General features: G+C 71.1%; 13 protein-coding genes. 5 read left to right on the top strand and 8 right to left on the bottom strand.

Features of this window, described 5'->3' with window-relative positions; genetic code table 11:
- Nucleotides 1-98 precede the first annotated feature (98 nt).
- Together otsB and otsA are read right to left on the bottom strand one after the other, a co-directional pair.
- Nucleotides 99-881 (bottom strand): trehalose-phosphatase, encoded by a 783-nt coding sequence (otsB, locus tag ACIPEP_RS13575; RefSeq protein WP_070418526.1) that lies wholly within the window; start codon nucleotides 879-881, stop codon nucleotides 99-101.
- On the bottom strand, nucleotides 874-2,466 hold the full coding sequence (gene otsA, locus ACIPEP_RS13580; RefSeq protein ID WP_070418525.1) for an alpha,alpha-trehalose-phosphate synthase (UDP-forming): 1,593 nt from the start codon (nucleotides 2,464-2,466) through the stop codon (nucleotides 874-876). The genes otsB and otsA overlap by 8 nt, the downstream gene beginning before the upstream one ends.
- Before the next feature lie 186 nt (nucleotides 2,467-2,652).
- On the opposite strand from otsA, the gene ACIPEP_RS13585 reads away from it, so the two are divergent.
- Both ACIPEP_RS13585 and ACIPEP_RS13590 read left to right on the top strand, forming a co-directional pair.
- Nucleotides 2,653-5,211, top strand: coding sequence for a hypothetical protein (locus ACIPEP_RS13585; RefSeq protein ID WP_402717545.1), 2,559 nt, complete (start codon nucleotides 2,653-2,655; stop codon nucleotides 5,209-5,211).
- Nucleotides 5,212-5,278: 67 nt separating this feature from the next.
- Entirely contained in the window at nucleotides 5,279-6,250 is a 972-nt protein-coding gene (locus ACIPEP_RS13590) for a magnesium transporter CorA family protein (protein WP_402717546.1), read from the top strand.
- On the opposite strand, the gene ACIPEP_RS13595 is transcribed toward ACIPEP_RS13590, so the two are convergent.
- Nucleotides 6,247-7,398, bottom strand: a complete 1,152-nt coding sequence (locus ACIPEP_RS13595) for an SLC13 family permease (protein WP_402717547.1) — start codon at nucleotides 7,396-7,398, stop codon at nucleotides 6,247-6,249. The genes ACIPEP_RS13590 and ACIPEP_RS13595 overlap by 4 nt on opposite strands.
- Before the next feature lie 93 nt (nucleotides 7,399-7,491).
- Between ACIPEP_RS13595 and ACIPEP_RS13600 the strand changes: the two genes are divergently transcribed.
- Nucleotides 7,492-7,683, top strand: coding sequence for a hypothetical protein (locus tag ACIPEP_RS13600; RefSeq protein WP_070418521.1), 192 nt, complete (start codon nucleotides 7,492-7,494; stop codon nucleotides 7,681-7,683).
- 106 nt (nucleotides 7,684-7,789) lie between these two features.
- Here ACIPEP_RS13600 and ACIPEP_RS13605 read toward each other — a convergent pair whose 3' ends face one another.
- The 4 genes from ACIPEP_RS13605 to ACIPEP_RS13620 form a co-directional block, all read right to left on the bottom strand.
- Nucleotides 7,790-8,956 carry a mechanosensitive ion channel family protein gene (locus ACIPEP_RS13605; RefSeq protein ID WP_070418520.1) on the bottom strand — a complete coding sequence of 389 codons (1,167 nt, stop codon included), beginning with the start codon at nucleotides 8,954-8,956 and terminating at the stop codon, nucleotides 7,790-7,792.
- A 107-nt stretch (nucleotides 8,957-9,063) separates the two neighbouring features.
- Entirely contained in the window at nucleotides 9,064-9,978 is a 915-nt protein-coding gene (locus ACIPEP_RS13610; protein WP_402717548.1) for a glycine betaine ABC transporter substrate-binding protein, read from the bottom strand.
- A gap of 14 nt (nucleotides 9,979-9,992) precedes the next feature.
- On the bottom strand, nucleotides 9,993-10,970 hold the full coding sequence (locus ACIPEP_RS13615; RefSeq protein ID WP_309889531.1) for a proline/glycine betaine ABC transporter permease: 978 nt from the start codon (nucleotides 10,968-10,970) through the stop codon (nucleotides 9,993-9,995).
- Nucleotides 10,967-12,283: a glycine betaine/L-proline ABC transporter ATP-binding protein gene (locus tag ACIPEP_RS13620; protein ID WP_374475309.1), complete on the bottom strand. Its 1,317-nt coding sequence runs from the start codon at nucleotides 12,281-12,283 to the stop codon at nucleotides 10,967-10,969. The genes ACIPEP_RS13615 and ACIPEP_RS13620 overlap by 4 nt, the downstream gene beginning before the upstream one ends.
- Before the next feature lie 428 nt (nucleotides 12,284-12,711).
- Between ACIPEP_RS13620 and ACIPEP_RS13625 the strand changes: the two genes are divergently transcribed.
- Both ACIPEP_RS13625 and ACIPEP_RS13630 read left to right on the top strand, forming a co-directional pair.
- Complete coding sequence (locus ACIPEP_RS13625; protein WP_402717549.1) at nucleotides 12,712-14,361, top strand: amino acid permease; 1,650 nt, start codon at nucleotides 12,712-12,714, stop codon at nucleotides 14,359-14,361.
- Between the two features lie 116 nt (nucleotides 14,362-14,477).
- The gene (locus ACIPEP_RS13630) at nucleotides 14,478-14,783 is read left to right on the top strand and encodes a hypothetical protein (RefSeq protein ID WP_402717550.1); all 306 of its coding nucleotides are present in this window, start codon (nucleotides 14,478-14,480) and stop codon (nucleotides 14,781-14,783) included.
- Between the two features lie 24 nt (nucleotides 14,784-14,807).
- On the opposite strand, the gene ACIPEP_RS13635 is transcribed toward ACIPEP_RS13630, so the two are convergent.
- The gene (locus tag ACIPEP_RS13635) at nucleotides 14,808-15,734 is read right to left on the bottom strand and encodes an aldo/keto reductase (RefSeq protein WP_402717551.1); all 927 of its coding nucleotides are present in this window, start codon (nucleotides 15,732-15,734) and stop codon (nucleotides 14,808-14,810) included.
- Nucleotides 15,735-15,741: the final 7 nt, after the last annotated feature.

The following is a 15,741-nucleotide window of genomic DNA, read 5'->3' on the forward strand; positions in this document are numbered from 1 at the left end:
CTAGGCGCAGTTGGGATACCAATCCGACAACTCCATGCATCCGCATGGGTGACGGGCGGTCCAGGAGGCGCGGGTCGGGTCCGTCGGATCGCTGCGGGTCAGCGCGTGGCGCGGATCCGGGCGAGCTGCTTCAGCACGTCGGTGAGCGCCGCCGGGTCGGCGACCCGGTAGCCGGCGAGCGTGTCGCCCTCCCCCACCTTCACGCCGACGTCGCCGTCGCGGAGCACCCGGAAGGCGTCCTCGTCGGTGACGTCGTCGCCGGCGAAGAACACCGCGTCGGCGCCGTGCAGGTCGCGCAGCCTGGCGATCGCGTCACCCTTGGTGACGTGCCGGACGGCGAACTCGAGGATGTCCTTGCCCCCGCGTTCGAGGACGTCCGGGTCGGCCTCGTGCGCGGCGGCACTCGCGGCGGCGTTCGCCTCGGCCGCGACCTCGGCGCTCACCCGGCGGGTGTGCACGCCGTGGCCGGCCGGCTTGTGCTCGATGACGACACCCGGAAACCGCTCCCCGACCGCGTCGAGCGCCGTGCCGATCCGGGCCACGCGGGCCTGCTCGTCGTCGGTGAGGGCCGCTTCGTCGTGCCCGTCGACGCGCCACTCCACGCCGTGCGACCCGACGAGGGCCATCTCGGCGGGGGCGTGCGTCACCGCGGCGAGGCTGTCCAGCGGGCGCCCGGAGACCAGGACGACCTCGGTGTCCTTCGCCCGGTGCAGGGTGAGGACGGCCGCCCACGAGCCGGGCAGCGCGCCGACCTGCGACGGGTCGTCGGCGAACGGCGCGAGCGTGCCGTCGAAGTCGAGGGCGACGATGAGTCGCGGCGCAGCCGCGAGCGTCTCGAGGGCCCGGTCGATGGCGGTCTGGTCGGTGGTCGTCTCAGGCATCACGCGCCTCCCGGGTGTCCTCGGCAGCACGCGCCGTCTGGGCGTCCTGGTCGAAGATCGACATGTTGTCCGTCTGCGCCTCGCGGTGCTGGTCCTTCGGGTCCGCCGCGGAGGGGTCGATCTGCGCGTTCTTCGGGGCGTGGCGGTCGAGCGCCTCGAGGAACGAGCGCGACCAGCGCGCCACGTCGTTGTCGCGGACGCGCTTGCGGAGGGCCCGCATGCGGGTCGAGCGTTCGCGTCGGGGCATCTCGATCGCGCGCTGGATCGAGTCCTTCAGCGCGCCGATGTCGTGCGGGTTGACGATGACGGCCTGCTTCAGTTCGTCGGCGGCACCGGCGAACTCGGACAGGATGAGGACGCCGTCGTTGTCGAACCGGGCCGCGACGTACTCCTTCGCGACGAGGTTCATGCCGTCGCGGAGGGCCGTGACGAGCATGATGTCGGCGGCGAGGTAGAGCGCCACCATCTCCTCGCGCGGGTAGCCGTGGTGCAGGTAGGCGATCGGCTGGTGTCCGATCACGCCGAGGTCGCCGTTGATGCGGCCGACCGTGAGCTCGATCTCGTCGCGGAGCGTGGCGTACGTGTCGACGCGCTCGCGGCTCGGGCTGGCGACCTGCACGAGGGTGGCGTCCTCGACCGCGATGCGACCGTCCTCGACGAGTTCGCCGAAGGCCTTGATCCGGTGGCGGATGCCCTTCGTGTAGTCGAGGCGGTCGACGCCGAGCAGCACGGTCTTCGGGTTGCCGAGGCTCGCACGGATCTCACGGGCGCGCTCCTGCACCTCGGGTCGGTGCGCGATCTCCTCGAAGCCGGCGGCGTCGATGGAGATCGGGAAGTGCCGGGCCTCGACGTGCCGCACCGTGATGCCCTTGCGGCTGCGCGGTGCGTCCGGGTCGTCGACGGGGACGTCGATCGTCTGCCCCTTGGTCGTGTAGCCCTTGATGTGCCGGACCGCCCGGAGGAAGTCACTCGCGTCGTCGTGCCGCTGGAAGCCGATCACGTCCGCCCCGAGCAGGCCGTCGAGGATCTGTGCGCGCCACGGGAGCTGGGCGTAGATGCCGACGGGCGGGAACGGGATGTGGTTGAAGAAGCCGATCGTCAGGTCCGGGCGGAGCTCGCGGAGGAGCGCGGGGACGAGCTGCAGCTGGTAGTCCTGCACCCAGACGATGCCGTCCTGCTCGACGATCTCGGCGATCTGCTCGGCGAAGCGCTGGTTCACGCGCTTGTACGCGTTCCACCAGTCGCGGTGGTAGCTCGGGTGCTCGATGACGTCGTGGTAGAGCGGCCAGAGGGTGTCGTTGCTGAACCCCTCGTAGTACTCCTCGACGTCGTCGTTGCTCAGCGGGACGGGCACGATGTGGATGCCCTCGTTGTCGAACGGGGCGACCTCGACGTCGGGCTGGCCGACCCAGCCGACCCAGGCACCGTCGTTCGCGCGCATCACCGGCTCGAGTGCGGTGACGAGGCCGCCGGGCGAGTGCCGCCAGCCCTCGTTGCCGTCCTCGTCGACGATGCGGTCGACCGGCAGGCGGTTCGAGGCGACGACGAAGGCGTAGCGGGTCTGTTCGGTGCGGGGTGCTGCCATGGGGTGCTGGGGTCTCCGTTCCGCCCGGCACGAACGCCGGGTTCGGTGCCGAAGTTACCAGCGTGCCGACAGCGGATTCACGGCGGATCGACGGCTTCCGGTACGCTGCGTCCATCGTGTCGGGGGGACACGCAGGTGACGCACGGGGTCGTCACCGCCCTCTCGACGAGAGAGGACCCAACCGTCGTGAGCGATCAGTCGCCCGTCCCGCCCGTTCCGCCCGGGCCCCCGTCAGCCGCGCCGGCAGCGTCGGACCCGCTCGGTCGCCTGCTCCGCGCCGTCCCCGGTCGCGACTGGGTCGCCGCCGTCGTCGCGGGTGTCGGCGGGTGGGTGGCCGCGTACGTCGTCGCGGCGATCTCGCTGTTCCTGACGGTCGCCGTGGCCGCCGCCGGTTCCGGTCCGGTGTCCGAGGGCTCGTCCTCGGGCCTCGGCACCGGCGGCTCCGACCCCAGGTCGGCCGGGGCACCCGACGTCCAGTCGCTCCTGTCGGGGGTGAGCGTGCTGTTGGGGTCCCCGGCGCAGCTCGTCGCCCTCGCGGACCTCGGGCGGCTGCACGGCTCCGGTTCGATCCTGCTGCTCGGTTCCGGGTCGGGGTCGGTCGGCGTCGTGCCCGTGCTGGTGCTCGCGGCGCAGGTCGTGCTCGCGGTCGTGCTCACTCGCCGCATCCGGAGCCGGGTCCTCGCGCTCCCGCAGCTCGTCGTCACGGCGGTCGTCGCCGGGCTCGTGACCACCGCGGTCACCACACTCGCCGGCCTCGTGCTCGCCATCCGGTTCCCCGCCGTCTCCGGGGTGCAGATCGACCCCGTGCACGCCGTGGGGATCGGCAGTGTGCTCGGGTCGTTCGTGATCGGCACCCTCGCGGTGCTGCTCGCGCGTCCGTCGCTGCTCGTCGGCGGGAACACCTCCGTCGCCCGGGCACTCGGTGCCCTGCGGGTCGCCGCGTGGCAGTTCGGCGGGCTCCTCGTCCTGCTCGCCCTCGTGCTCGTCGTCGTGGCGCTCGTCGCGCAGCCGTCGTGGGGCGCCGCCCTACCGCTGCTGCTCGGCAACGCGGCCGTCGCCCTGACCGCGCTCGGCTTCCTCGGTGGGGTCGGCAGGTCCGGACTCGGTGCCGCCGGGAGCGACGCCTCGGTCTTCGCGGGCGCCGGTGGCTGGACCTGGCTCGTCGTCCTGCTCGTCGTCGTGAGCTCGTTCGCGGCCGGTCTGGCGCTCGCGGTGCGCCGGAACGACCGGGTCCGCACGACGCTCGACTGGGTCGCGACGCCCGTGGTCTGGTTCGTCGCCGGACTCGTGCTTTTCGTGCTCGGCACCGGCGTGGTGTCCTACCAGGTGACGGGTTCGAGTGCGGTCGGCGGGTCCGGCTCGGTCGGTGTGACGCCGTGGACGCCCGTCGTCTTCGCGCTCTGGGGCGGGGCCATCGAGGTCGTCGCCCGGTACGTGGCACCCGTGCTGCTCCCCCGCCTCGGCGGCGGCGTGCTGCTGCGGACGGCGCGCGTGGTCGGGACCGACCCGGTGCCGGTGCCGGCCCGGCCGACCGCTCCGCTCGACGGGTCCGCCGGCGCTAGCGTGCCCGGGGCACCCGTCGCTCCCGCCACGGGGGCGACCGGCTCGGCGGCCGACGGTGCCGCTCCGGTGTGGGCGGTGCCCGACGATGCGGCGGCCCCGGCGGCCCCGGCGGCCACGACAGACCCGTCGCAGCCGGACCAGCCCGTCCAGCCCGGTGCCCCGGTCGGCCAGCCGCACCCGAGCCAGCCGTTCGTCGGCCAGGGCGCCCCCGCCCCCGCGCCGATGTCCCCGCGCGCGAAGAAGGTCCTCGTGCGCTCGCTCATCGCGGGCGGCGCGGTCGTCGTGGTCGTCGTCGCGGGAGCGATCACCACGGGCGTGCTCCGCACCACCGTCTGGGGCCCCGGACCCACGGCCCGGTCGTACGTCGACGCGATCGCCCAGGGCGACGCGGACACCGCGGCGAGCCTGAGCGAGGTGACCGGCGACGCCTCGATGCTCGACTCCGCCGTGCTGGAGAGCGCGAAGGACCGTCCCACCGACGTCCGCGTCGGCCGGGTGTCGACCAGCGGGGACACCGCGTACGCGAACGTCACCTTCCGGCAGGGCGACGCGCAGCGCTCCGGCCAGATCGTCCTCGAGCGCACCGGCACGTCGTTCCTCGTGAAGGACGAGTGGCGCGTCACGGAGCCGCTCACGGACCGTGTGACCATCACGGCCGGAACGGTCCTCGAGGGCGCCGACGTGACGGTCGGCGGCAAGAAGGTGGGCGAGATCGAGAACGGCGCCTTCACGTCGCTCGCCTACCCCGGCAGCTACCAGGTCGAGGTCGGCGGCACGGAGTACTTCACCGGCGGCACCGAGACGCTCCGCGTGGGCTCGTCGAGCTCGCCGTACGCCGACTTCCAGGCGAAGCCCACGAAGCAGCTCGAGACCGACGCCGAGCAGTACGTGTCGGACCTCATCGACGACTGCGCGGCGAAGACCGACATCAGCTACGCGGACGGCTGCCCCTGGTACGGCCCGTACGACGCGGACGGCGCCGTGCAGTACGACGTCCGGTCGAAGCCGGATCTCGAGGTGCAGTCCTCCGGGGGCGGACTCGTCGAGGTGACGAGCACCGCGGACGGCAGGATCGGGTACTCGTACACGGACTACTTCGGCGACGCGCAGAAGAGCGAGGACACGTTCGACGTGGACGTCTACCTGAAGGTCGAGGACGGGAAGCTCGTCTCGGCGTACTGAGAGCCCGTACCGCCTGCACGGCCGACCCTGGAGTCCCGGGGTCGGCCGTCTCACTAGGCTCGACCCCATGGTCATGACACGGGCGTGGCGGAACGGCACCGCGGCGGAACGGGACTTCCCGGTCGACCGGATCTCCGAGCTCATCGCCGAGGACGGCACCTTCGTGTGGGTGGACTACACCGACCCCGATCCGTCCGACCTCGAGCACGTCGAGGCCGAGCTCGGCATCCACGCGCTCGCGGTCGAGGACGCCGTCGAACGCGGCCAGCGCCCGAAGCTCGACCGGTACCGCGACAGCCTCTTCCTGGTCGTCTACGACGTGGGCGGCCTCGACCACGCCGGGGACCTCACCACGCACGAGGTGAAGGCCTTCGTGACCGAGCACGCCCTCGTCACGATCCACGGCAGCGACGTCGACACCGGGGCCATGGAGCGCCGGCTCGACGCGACCACGGACATCGCCGACCACGGCGTCCCGTGGTTGATGTGGGGCCTGCTCGACGCGGTCACGGACCACGCCACGAACACGGTCGAGGACATCGAGCGCCGGATCGACGCGCTCGAGGAGGACCTCTTCGAACACGGCACCCCGCGTGAGAAGCAGATCCAGCGGCGATCGTTCCGCCTCCGCAAGGCCCTGGGCGTCCTGCGCCGTCAGGTGGTCCCCACGCGGGACAGCGTCGCCTCGTTGCTGCACGGGGACGCCGAGACGATCTCGGACGGCATCCGCCCCTACTTCCGCGACGTCGAGGACCACCTCGTGTCGATCACCGACTCCGTCGACCAGCTCCGTGACGCGGTGTCGAGCGTCCTCGACACGAACCTCAACCTGGCGTCGAACCGGCAGAACACGGTCATGAAGAAGGTGACGAGCTGGGCGGCGATCATCGCGATCCCGACGGCGATCACGGGGGCGTTCGGCATGAACGTGACGTTCCCCGGCGAGAGCCACTGGAGCGGGTTGTTCTACGCGCTCGGACTGGTGGTCGTCTCGTCCCTGTCGCTCTACGGGGTGTTCAAGAAGAAGGACTGGCTCTAGAGCCGCAGCGCGAGGACCCCGGCGACGACGGTGAGCGGTGCCACGATGCACCCGAGCGCCATGTACCGCCCCCACGACAGGTGGACGCCCTCGGACGACAGTCGTGCGTGCCACAGCAGCGTCGCGAGCGAGGCCCACGGCGTGATGAGGCAGCCGGCGTTCACCCCGACGAGGAGCGCCGCGTAGCGCAGGGCCTCGTGCCCGGCGGCCGGCTCGAGCACCAGGTAGGCGGGCAGGTTGTCGATCGCGTTCGCCGCCAGCGCGCCGGCACCGCCGAGCACCAGGAGCGACCCCGTCCCGGTGCCACCGGAGAGCGCAGCCACGATCGGGTCGGTGATGCCGGTCGTGTGCAGCGTCTCGACGACCACGAACAACCCGGCCGCGAAGACGAGCGTCGACCACGGCACGCGCGACGGCTTGAGCTCCGACGGCGCCCGGAAGGCCGCGACGACCACGAGCACGACCGCCGCGGCGATCGCGGCGATCCACACCGTGACGCCGGCGGTCAGGGCGATCACCAGCGCGACGAGCACCGCCGACGCCGACCAGAAGAACACCGGGTCGGTCGCCGCCCGGACCGAGACCGGCGTGTACCGGCCGAAGAGCTTGCCGCGGAACACCACGAGGAGCACCGCGCACGGGATCACGACACCGGCGAGCGCCGCCCACACCATGAGCCCGGCGAACGGGATCGGCCCGTCGAGCCCGATGCGGTCGACGGCGAGCAGGTTCGTCAGGTTCGACACCGGGAGCAGCAGCGACGCCGTGTTCGCGAGCCACACGGTCGTCAGCGCGAACGGCATCGGCGGCAGTCCGACCCGCCGGGCGAGCGTGATGACGATCGGGGTGAGGAGCACGGCCGTGGTGTCGATCGACAGGAACACGGTGCACAGGACGGCGAGCACGACCACGGCGCCCCACAGCCCGATCGTCCGACCGCCCCCGACCCGTGCGGCGACGTCGGCGAGCCGGTCGAAGACCCCGGCGTCCGCCGCGAGCTCGGCGACGACGGTGAGTCCGAGCACGAAGGCCAGCACCGGGACGACCCGGTCGGCGAGCTCGGCGAGGTCGGACAGTGGGAGCAACCCGAGGGCGACGCACACCGCGCCCACCACGAGCAGGGCTCCCCCGATGACGGCCTGGCGCACGACGACTCCTCCACGAGTGCGCCGGGCAGGGCGTCCGGCGGCGCTCCAATGTAGCGGCCGGTAGCGTTGACGGGACGACGACAGGAGGAACCCGTGCGGAAGTTCATGTTCAGCGGTGCGGTGTGGAGTTCGATCATCAGCGGCTACAGCGTGGTGCAGACCACGCGGCAGGGCCCGCGTGACTGGCGCCTCGCGCTGACGTGGGTGGCGTGGATCGCGACGACGCTCGTGGCGATCGGCACGGTCGTCGAGGACGACCGTGCCGTCAAGGCCAAGCAGCCGTAGACCGCGGCGCGACCCGGTGACGGGACGCAACCCGGTGACGGACGGGAGGGACGGTGCCAGCTGGCACCGTCCCTCCCGTCCGTCCGTCTGTTCCGGGGCCGGCCGGTCAGCGCTCCGACCGCGGGATGTCCGAGGTCTGGATCGGTCCCGTGAAGAGCGCCGCACGGTCGTCCTGGTCCGGCGTGAACAGCGCGGACTCCGACGCGGTCGACGCCGCGCGCCGTCGCGGCGCCGCGACCTCGTCCACCATGAGCACCCGCTGGACCGGCAGCGCGTCGGGGTGGGTCCGCTGGATCCAGTCGACGAGCTCCTCGCGGATGTAGCAGCGCAGGTCGAACAGGGACGGCGCGTCGTGCGAGGTCGCGAGGACCCGGACACGCACGGACCCCTGCACGGCGTCGGTGACCTGCAGGACCTTCACCCGGCGGTCCCAGAGCTCGGTGCGGTCGAGGATCCGGTCGAGCTCGGCCCGCATCTCCCCCGGCCGGACCCGCCAGTCGAGGTCGAGCTCGACGGCACCGAGCAGCTCGCTGTTGGTCCGGGTCCAGTTCTCGAACGGCGTGCTGGTGAAGTACGTCGACGGCAGCACGAACCGCCGGTCGTCCCACAGGTGCACGACGACGTAGGTGAGGGTGATCTCCTCGATCCGCCCCCACTGCTGCTCGACCACGACGACGTCGTCGACACGGATCGACCCGGAGAACGCGAGCTGCATGCCGGCGAAGACGTTGCCCAGCGTCGACTGCGCCGCGAGGCCGGCGATGACGGAGATGAGCCCCGCCGACGCGAGCACGCTCGCCCCGGCTGCCTCGACCCCCGGGAAGGTCAGCAGGATCGCGCCGATGCCGATGATCACGAGGACCGCGACGGTCAGCCGACGGATCACGAGGACCTGCGTGCGGATGCGGCGGGCCTGCCGGTTGTCCGGGACGTCGATGCGGAAGCGGTGCAGGCCGAGGTCCTCGAGGAAGATCGCGATCTGGCACGCCAGCCAGGTGCCTGCGGCGATCGTGGCGATGAGGAATCCGTGCGACACCGGCGCGCGCCACGGGAAGGCGTCCGGCCGGTTCGGGACGCTCGTGACGAACGCGACCCAGAGGAGCACGACGAGCAGTTCGGTGCGGAACGGGTGCTTCATGCGTCGGGAGAGCACGGCCGCCCAGCGTTCCCGCCGCGCGAGTGCGCGGAAGACGAGGTGCAGGACGAGCGCGGCGGCGGCGGTGACGAGCAGCGCGACGCCGATCGCGACGAGGAGCCGGAGGAGGATGTCCATCCCTCCATCGAAGCGGTGGACGACGGACGTCGTTCAGGAACGCGACCACCCGCACGACAGGAGGCGCGGCGCCGGACCGGCACCGCGCCTCCTGGCAGGGGCTGCTGCTACTTCGTCGAGGTGAGCGAGTCCACGTAGTCCTGGTGCTCGGACGCCCACTTCGCGGTGATCGCCGGGTACTCGCTCGTCTTCGCACCGCTGTTCACGAGCGCGTTCTCGAGTGAGTAGAGCGTGTCGGAGTCCATCGCGAAGTCCTCCATCCACTTCGACGCCTGCGGGAACTCGTCGGCGAAGTCCTTCTTGGCGATGGTGTGGATCTCCTCGTTCTTGCCGAGGGCGCCCTTCGGGTCCTCCAGGTCCTTGATCGGGAAGGCGTCGTACGCCCAGTGCGGACGCCACAGCGTCACGACGACGTCCTCCTTCTTCGCGATCGCGGCCTTGAGGTCGGCGAGCATCGCCGGCGTCGAACTCGTGATGAAGTCCATCCCGTCGAGGCCGTACTTCGGGATCACCTGGTCCTGCACGACCTTCGTCTCGCCGGCCGCGGGCTCGATGCCGACGATCTTGTTGCCGAAGTCCGAGGCCTTTGCCTTCAGTTCGTCGATCGAGTCGATGTCCGAGTACTCGGGCACGGCGAGCTCGAGCGACGCCTGCTCGTTCCACGCGCCGAGGTCCGTGAGGTCCTTGCCGTACGTGTCCATGTACTCCTTGTGCGTGTTCGGCAGCCAGGTGTCGAACACGACGTCGTAGTCGCCGGATGCGAGGCCCGTGTAGGCGGGCGCGACGTCGGAGTTCGTGAGCTGGACGTCGTAGCCCTTCTCCTCGAGGACGTGCTTCCACAGGTAGCTCGCGGCGGTGTCCTCGTCCCAGCCGTTGAAGACGACGACGTGCATGGACTTCTGGTCGCCGTTGTCGAGCGTGCCGGAGGCGCCGTAGTACCCGGGCGGCATGCACGCGGACAGGCCGAGGGCGGTGGCGGCGGCGAGTGCGGCGGCCGCGAGGGTGCGCTTGGTTCGCTTCATGATCTGTTCCTTCCTCACGCGTCGACGGTCTGGCGGTCGGTGACCGCTTCGGTGGTGGCGGCGGTCTGGGCGGTCGCCGCGTTCGGCGTCGCGGTCACGGTGGGCTTCCGCTTCGCACGTCCGAAGAGCCTGGAGGCGCGGCCCGAGTCACCGCCGAGCGCTGCGGTCAGGCGGTCCAGCAGGATCGCCAGCACCACCACCGACAGGCCGGCTTCCGCACCGAGACCGACGTCGATGCGGTTCAGCGAGGCGACGATCTGCTCGCCGAGTCCCCCGGCGCCGACCATGCCGGCGATGACGACCATCGAGAGCGACAGCATGATGACCTGGTTGACGCCCGCCATGATGCTGGCCTTCGCGAGCGGCAGCTGGATCTGGCGGAGGATGCGCCACGGGCTCGACCCGAACGCTGCGCCGGCCTCGACGACCTCGCTCGGGACCCCACGGATGCCGAGCTCGGTGAGCCGGACGCCCGGAGCCATCGCGAAGACGATCGTCGCGACGATGCCGGGGACGACGCCGACGCGGAAGAGCAGCAGCGCCGGGATCAGGTAGACGAAGGCCGGAGTGGTCTGCATGAAGTCGAGCACCGGGCGGATGATCCGGCTGGCGGTGTCCGAGCGGGCGGCCCAGATGCCGAGCGGGATGCTGAACACGACAGCGAGCCCCGCGGCGACGATCACGAGGGCGAGGGTGTCCATCGCGTTCGTCCACTGGCCGACGCTCACGATGAAGAGCAGACCGACGGCGGCGCCGAGTGCGAGCTTCCAGCCCTTCGCGACGAACGCCAGGACCACGAGGATCGCGACGACCACCCAGAACGGCGGCGTGGAGAGGAAGTACTCCATCCACGCGTCCATCCACGTGAACACGTAGCGGACGACGTCGAAGAAGCCGGAGAGGTAGGTGGTGATCCAGTCGACGATCGCTGCGACCCAGGTGCCGAGGGGCAGGTGGAAGTCGCCGAAGGAGTTGGTACCGGGGGTGATCATGCGTGGTCTCCTTCGGCGAGGGTCGAGTCCATGTCGGAGTCGGAGATGCGGGTGACCGGCTCGAGCACCGGGATGGGCATCGTCGCCGTCGGCACGTTGCCGAGGGCGGCGAGCAGGGTGACGCGCGGGACGACCCCGAGCAGGCGCCCCTCGTCGTCGACGACCGCGATCGGCAGCGGCGATTCCACCGCGAGCTCGAACAGGTCGGTCAGCGCGGTCTCCGGCGCGACCCGGGCGTACTCGGTGTTGACGATGGCGTCGAGGTTCGTGTCGCCGGCCTTGACCTGGCGCATGACGTGCCGGTCGCGGACCCAGCCCTCGAGCTTCCGGCCGCGTCCGGTCACGAAGACCGCGGCCGTCTGCAGGTCGCGCATGGTCCGGAGCGCGCCACGCGGGCCGACGGTCAGCGGGACCGCGGCACGTGCGGGCTCCATGACGCTCGACGCGGTGAGCACGCGGGCACGGTCGACGTCCTGCACGAACTGCGCGACGTAGTCGTTCGCGGGGTCCGTGAGGATGTCCTCCGGCGAACCGATCTGCACGATCCGGCCGTCGCGCATCACGGCGATCCGGTCGCCGAGGAACATGGCCTCGTTGAGGTCGTGCGTGATGAAGACGATCGTCTTGCCGAGGCGCTGCTGCAGGTCGACGAGCTGCTCCTGCATCTCGCGGCGGATGAGCGGGTCGAGGGCGCTGAAGGCCTCGTCCATCAGCAGGACGTCGGTCTCGGCGGCGAGGGCGCGGGCGATGCCGACGCGCTGCTGCATGCCGCCGGAGAGCTCGTCGGGCTTGGCGTCCGCCCAGACGTCGAGTCCGACCAGGCCGATGACCTCGCGGGCCTTGGCCAGCCGGGTGGCCTTGTCGACGCCGTTGACCTCGAGGCCGTACGCGACGTTCTCGAGCACCGTGCGGTGCGGCAGCAGCGCGAAGTGCTGGAAGACCATCGACACGCTCGTGCGGCGGATCTCGCGGATCTCCTTCGGCGTCGCCTTGGTGACCGTCCGGCCACCGATCTCGACGCTGCCCGCGGTCGGCTCCAGCAGGCCGTTCAGCATGCGGATGAGCGTCGACTTGCCCGAGCCGGACAGGCCCATGACGACGAAGATCTCGCCGGGACGCACGTCGAAGGACGCGTCGATGACGGCTGCCGAGCCGAGGTCACGGACCTCGTCACGGGTGGCGCCGTCGGCCAGACGGCGGACCGCTTCACCGGGTCGGCGGCCGAAGACCTTGTAGGCGCCGTGCACGCGCACGGCCGGGACGTCGGTGGGGTGGTCCGGCGTGACGGCACGCCGGTCCTGGGGTGGTGCGATGGTCAACGGTGCTCCTCGCGGGACCGCGGCGCGGAACGGCGCACGGCGGTACCGGTGGTTGCGGACGGGTCGCCCGGCACCGTGTTCGGCGGCATCGCATCGAGCCCGCGCAACGGCGCAGGGCGAGCGATCACGCACGCGGGGGTCGTACTCGGGACGACCCCGGTCCAGCCGACCGTACGGCCCCCGCTGTGCTGCTGCGGTGGACGCGTCCTGATCGTCGGTGTCCCCTGAAGGGACGTTCAAGGCTATCGGCGCTTGTCCCCCGTCGCGAATCCGGGTCCGCCGGAATCCCGGCACCGGTGTACCCCGTTCACGGCGTGTCGCCCATCGGTGCGGGGATCGCGATCGTGACCGGCTCGTTACTTTTCAGGAGACTCGCATGGTTGTGTGCCACCCCGGTTCGACGCACCTGTAGCGTGTCGCGCATGACAGCGCAGAACGACACCGGGGTGGACCGCGCGCCCGCGAACGACTTCTCGCACGAGCAGGAGGGCTACCAGCACGGGCTGAAGCCCCGGCAACTGCAGATGATCGCCATCGGCGGCGCGATCGGCACGGGGCTCTTCCTCGGCGCGGGCGGTCGCCTGCACACCGCGGGGCCGGCCCTGGCGGTCGTGTACCTCATCGCGGGCATCTTCGCGTTCTTCATCCTCCGGGCACTCGGTGAGCTCGTGCTGCACCGCCCGTCGTCCGGGTCGTTCATCTCGTACGCCCGCGAGTTCTTCGGTGAGAAGTTCGCGTACGCCGCCGGGTGGATGTACTTCCTGAACTGGGCGATGACCTCGATCGTGGACACCACCGCGGTCGCGCTCTACCTGCACTACTGGGCCGGACCGCGCGCGATCCCGCAGTGGGCGCTGGCCCTCGCGGCGCTCGTCGTCGTGCTGGCCGCGAACCTCGTCGCGGTGAAGGTCTTCGGCGAGCTCGAGTTCTGGTTCGCGATCATCAAGGTCGCCGCCCTGGTGGCCTTCCTCATCGTCGCGCTCGTGTGGCTCGTGTTCGCGTTCCCGGTGGAGGCGGGCGGCGAAGCGGTCCGCACCGGCTTCGGCATCTGGGCGGACAACGGCGGCCTCTTCCCGACCGGCCTGCTCCCGGCGGTCCTCGTGGTGCAGGGCGTCGTGTTCGCGTACGCCGCGATCGAGCTCGTCGGCACCGCGTCCGGCGAGACGCAGGACACCGAGAAGGTCATCCCCCGCGCGATCAACTCGGTCGTCTTCCGCATCGCGGTGTTCTACGTCGGGTCGGTCGTCCTGCTCTCGCTGCTCCTGCCGTACACCTCGTACAAGGACGGCGTCAGCCCCTTCGTGACCTTCTTCTCGTCGATCGGCAACCCGCAGGTCGGCCAGGTCGTCGGCTCGATCATGAACTTCGTCGTCCTCACCGCGGCGCTGTCGTCGCTGAACGCCGGGCTCTACTCGACCGGACGAGCACTCCACTCGATGGGCATGAACGGCTCCGCGCCGAAGTGGACCACGAAGATGACGAAGGGCGGCGTGCCGTTCGCCGGCATCCTGCTGACCTCGGCGTTCACGCTGGTCGGCGTCATCCTCAACCTGTTCGTCCCCGGGCAGGCGTTCGAGATCGCCCTGAACATCGCGAGCCTCGGCATCATCACCGCCTGGGGCACGATCATCCTCTGCCAGATGAAGCTGCGGTCGTGGGCGAAGCAGGGACTCGCGAAGGAGCCGTCGTTCAAGCTGCCGGGCGCGCCGTACACGTCCTGGCTGACGCTGGTGTTCCTCGCGACCGTCATCGTGCTCATGGCGATCGACTACCCGATCGGCACGTACACGATCGCGTCGCTCATCATCGTGATCCCGCTGCTCATCCTCGGCTGGTTCCTGCAGCGCGACCGCATCCTCCGGATCGCCTCGCTCCGCTCGGGCATCACGGGTCCGTACCCGGTGACCGGTCGGGACCCGGCGAACCAGGTGCGTCGGAGCGGCGCCGGCACGGACGGCTCCTCGACCGCAGCGGCGGACGGTTCCTCGACCGGGTCCACGGATGCGTCCGCTGGTCCGGACGCCGGGTCGGACGCCGGGTCGGACGCCGGATCGGACGACCACCGGGCCTGATCACCGGCAGCTCCCCCGTCCGTCGGCTCGACCGACGACGGGCGGAGTGTCCGGATAGCGAAACAGCGCGCCCGGGGCGTGCAGGAGGGTCCGGCACCCGTCGGTACGATCGGCGGGTGCCGGACCCATCTGTCTCCCCCACGCTCGACCTCCAGCTCACCTGGCGCGGCACCTTCGGCCGCGTCCGGGTGTTCGACGACCGCGTCGCTGCCGAGACCAGCTACGAGCGGGACGCCCTGACGCCGGTGCCGATGGAGTCCGTGCGCGGGTGGCGGATCGAACCGTGCGACTTCGACGCGGTGTGCGTCGAGTTCGTCACGGCCGGGGAGACCTACCGGGTGCTGCTCGACACCACGGACGAACAGGTCGCCGGGCTGGCGCTGCGCCGAGCCCTCGGCGCGCCGTTGCCGTCCGCGTCCTGACGTCCACCGCCGACCGGCGGGCGCTCACGGCCAGGACGGGTGGGCTGTACCGTCCGCGAGCCGACGTCCCCACACCGCGTCGAGGTCGGCGACCTGTGTCTCGTCCAACCGGACCGCACCCGTGGCGAGGTTCTCGGCCAGGTGCCCGGCGTCCGACGTCCCGGGGATGAGCAGGACGTCCGGCGCGTGCTGCAGCAGCCACGCGAGTCCGAGCTGCGCCGGAGTGACGCCGAGCTCGTCCGCGATCCGCACGGCCACCGGTTCGTCCACGACCTTCGGGAGGCCCGGGAACGCCCCGCCGAGGGGGAAGTACGGCACCCACGCGATCCCTTCGCGGATGCACTGGGCGAGCAGCGCCTCGTGCTCACGGGCCACGAGCGAGTAGGCGTTCTGCACGCAGACGATCCCGGCCGCGAGCCCCCGCTCGAGCACCTCGCCGGACACGGCACTCAGACCGATCCCCCCGATCAACCCCTCGTCGCGCATCGCGGTCATCTCCGCCAGCTGGTCCTCGACGTCCACGAGCTGGTCCCCCTCGGCCAGCAGACCGGGGCCGGTGTCCGCTCGGCGGAGGTTCACGACGTCGATGCGCTCACGGCCGAGGCTGCGCAGGTTGGCGTGCACCTGAGCACGCAACTGCTCCGGACGCTGCGCGAGGGCGAGTGGCACCGGTGCGGCGACCCGGACGGCACCGACCTTGCTCACGACGACCACGCTGTCATCGGCCCCGAACGCTCGCCGGATCACGTCGTTCGCGACACCGTCTCCGTAGAAGTCGGCGGTGTCCACGTGGTCGACGCCGAGCTCCCGGGCGCGGTGCAGCAGGGCCACGCCCGCCTGCCGGTCGTCGGCGAACCGTTCGAGTGCCATCGCCCCGTAGCCGATCCGTCCGACGGTCCGACCGCCGAGCGTGGAGGCGCCACCCGGGCGCCGTGACTGTTCCTCGTGCATGTCATCT

This window comes from Curtobacterium sp. NPDC087082, from assembly GCF_044745045.1.
Taxonomy (GTDB): Bacteria; Actinomycetota; Actinomycetes; order Actinomycetales; family Microbacteriaceae; genus Curtobacterium.

Bases quoted from the DNA above. Each gene is read 5' to 3' on its own strand.
- otsB (WP_070418526.1), bottom strand. From the start codon at position 881: ATGCCTGAGACGACCACCGACCAGACCGCCATCGACCGGGCCCTCGAG.
- otsA (WP_070418525.1), bottom strand. From the start codon at position 2,466: ATGGCAGCACCCCGCACCGAACAGACCCGCTACGCCTTCGTCGTCGCC.
- ACIPEP_RS13590 (WP_402717546.1), top strand. From the start codon at position 5,279: ATGGTCATGACACGGGCGTGGCGGAACGGCACCGCGGCGGAACGGGAC.
- ACIPEP_RS13605 (WP_070418520.1), bottom strand. From the start codon at position 8,956: ATGGACATCCTCCTCCGGCTCCTCGTCGCGATCGGCGTCGCGCTGCTC.
- ACIPEP_RS13610 (WP_402717548.1), bottom strand. From the start codon at position 9,978: ATGAAGCGAACCAAGCGCACCCTCGCGGCCGCCGCACTCGCCGCCGCC.
- ACIPEP_RS13615 (WP_309889531.1), bottom strand. From the start codon at position 10,970: ATGATCACCCCCGGTACCAACTCCTTCGGCGACTTCCACCTGCCCCTC.
- ACIPEP_RS13625 (WP_402717549.1), top strand. From the start codon at position 12,712: ATGACAGCGCAGAACGACACCGGGGTGGACCGCGCGCCCGCGAACGAC.
- ACIPEP_RS13635 (WP_402717551.1), bottom strand. From the start codon at position 15,734: ATGCACGAGGAACAGTCACGGCGCCCGGGTGGCGCCTCCACGCTCGGC.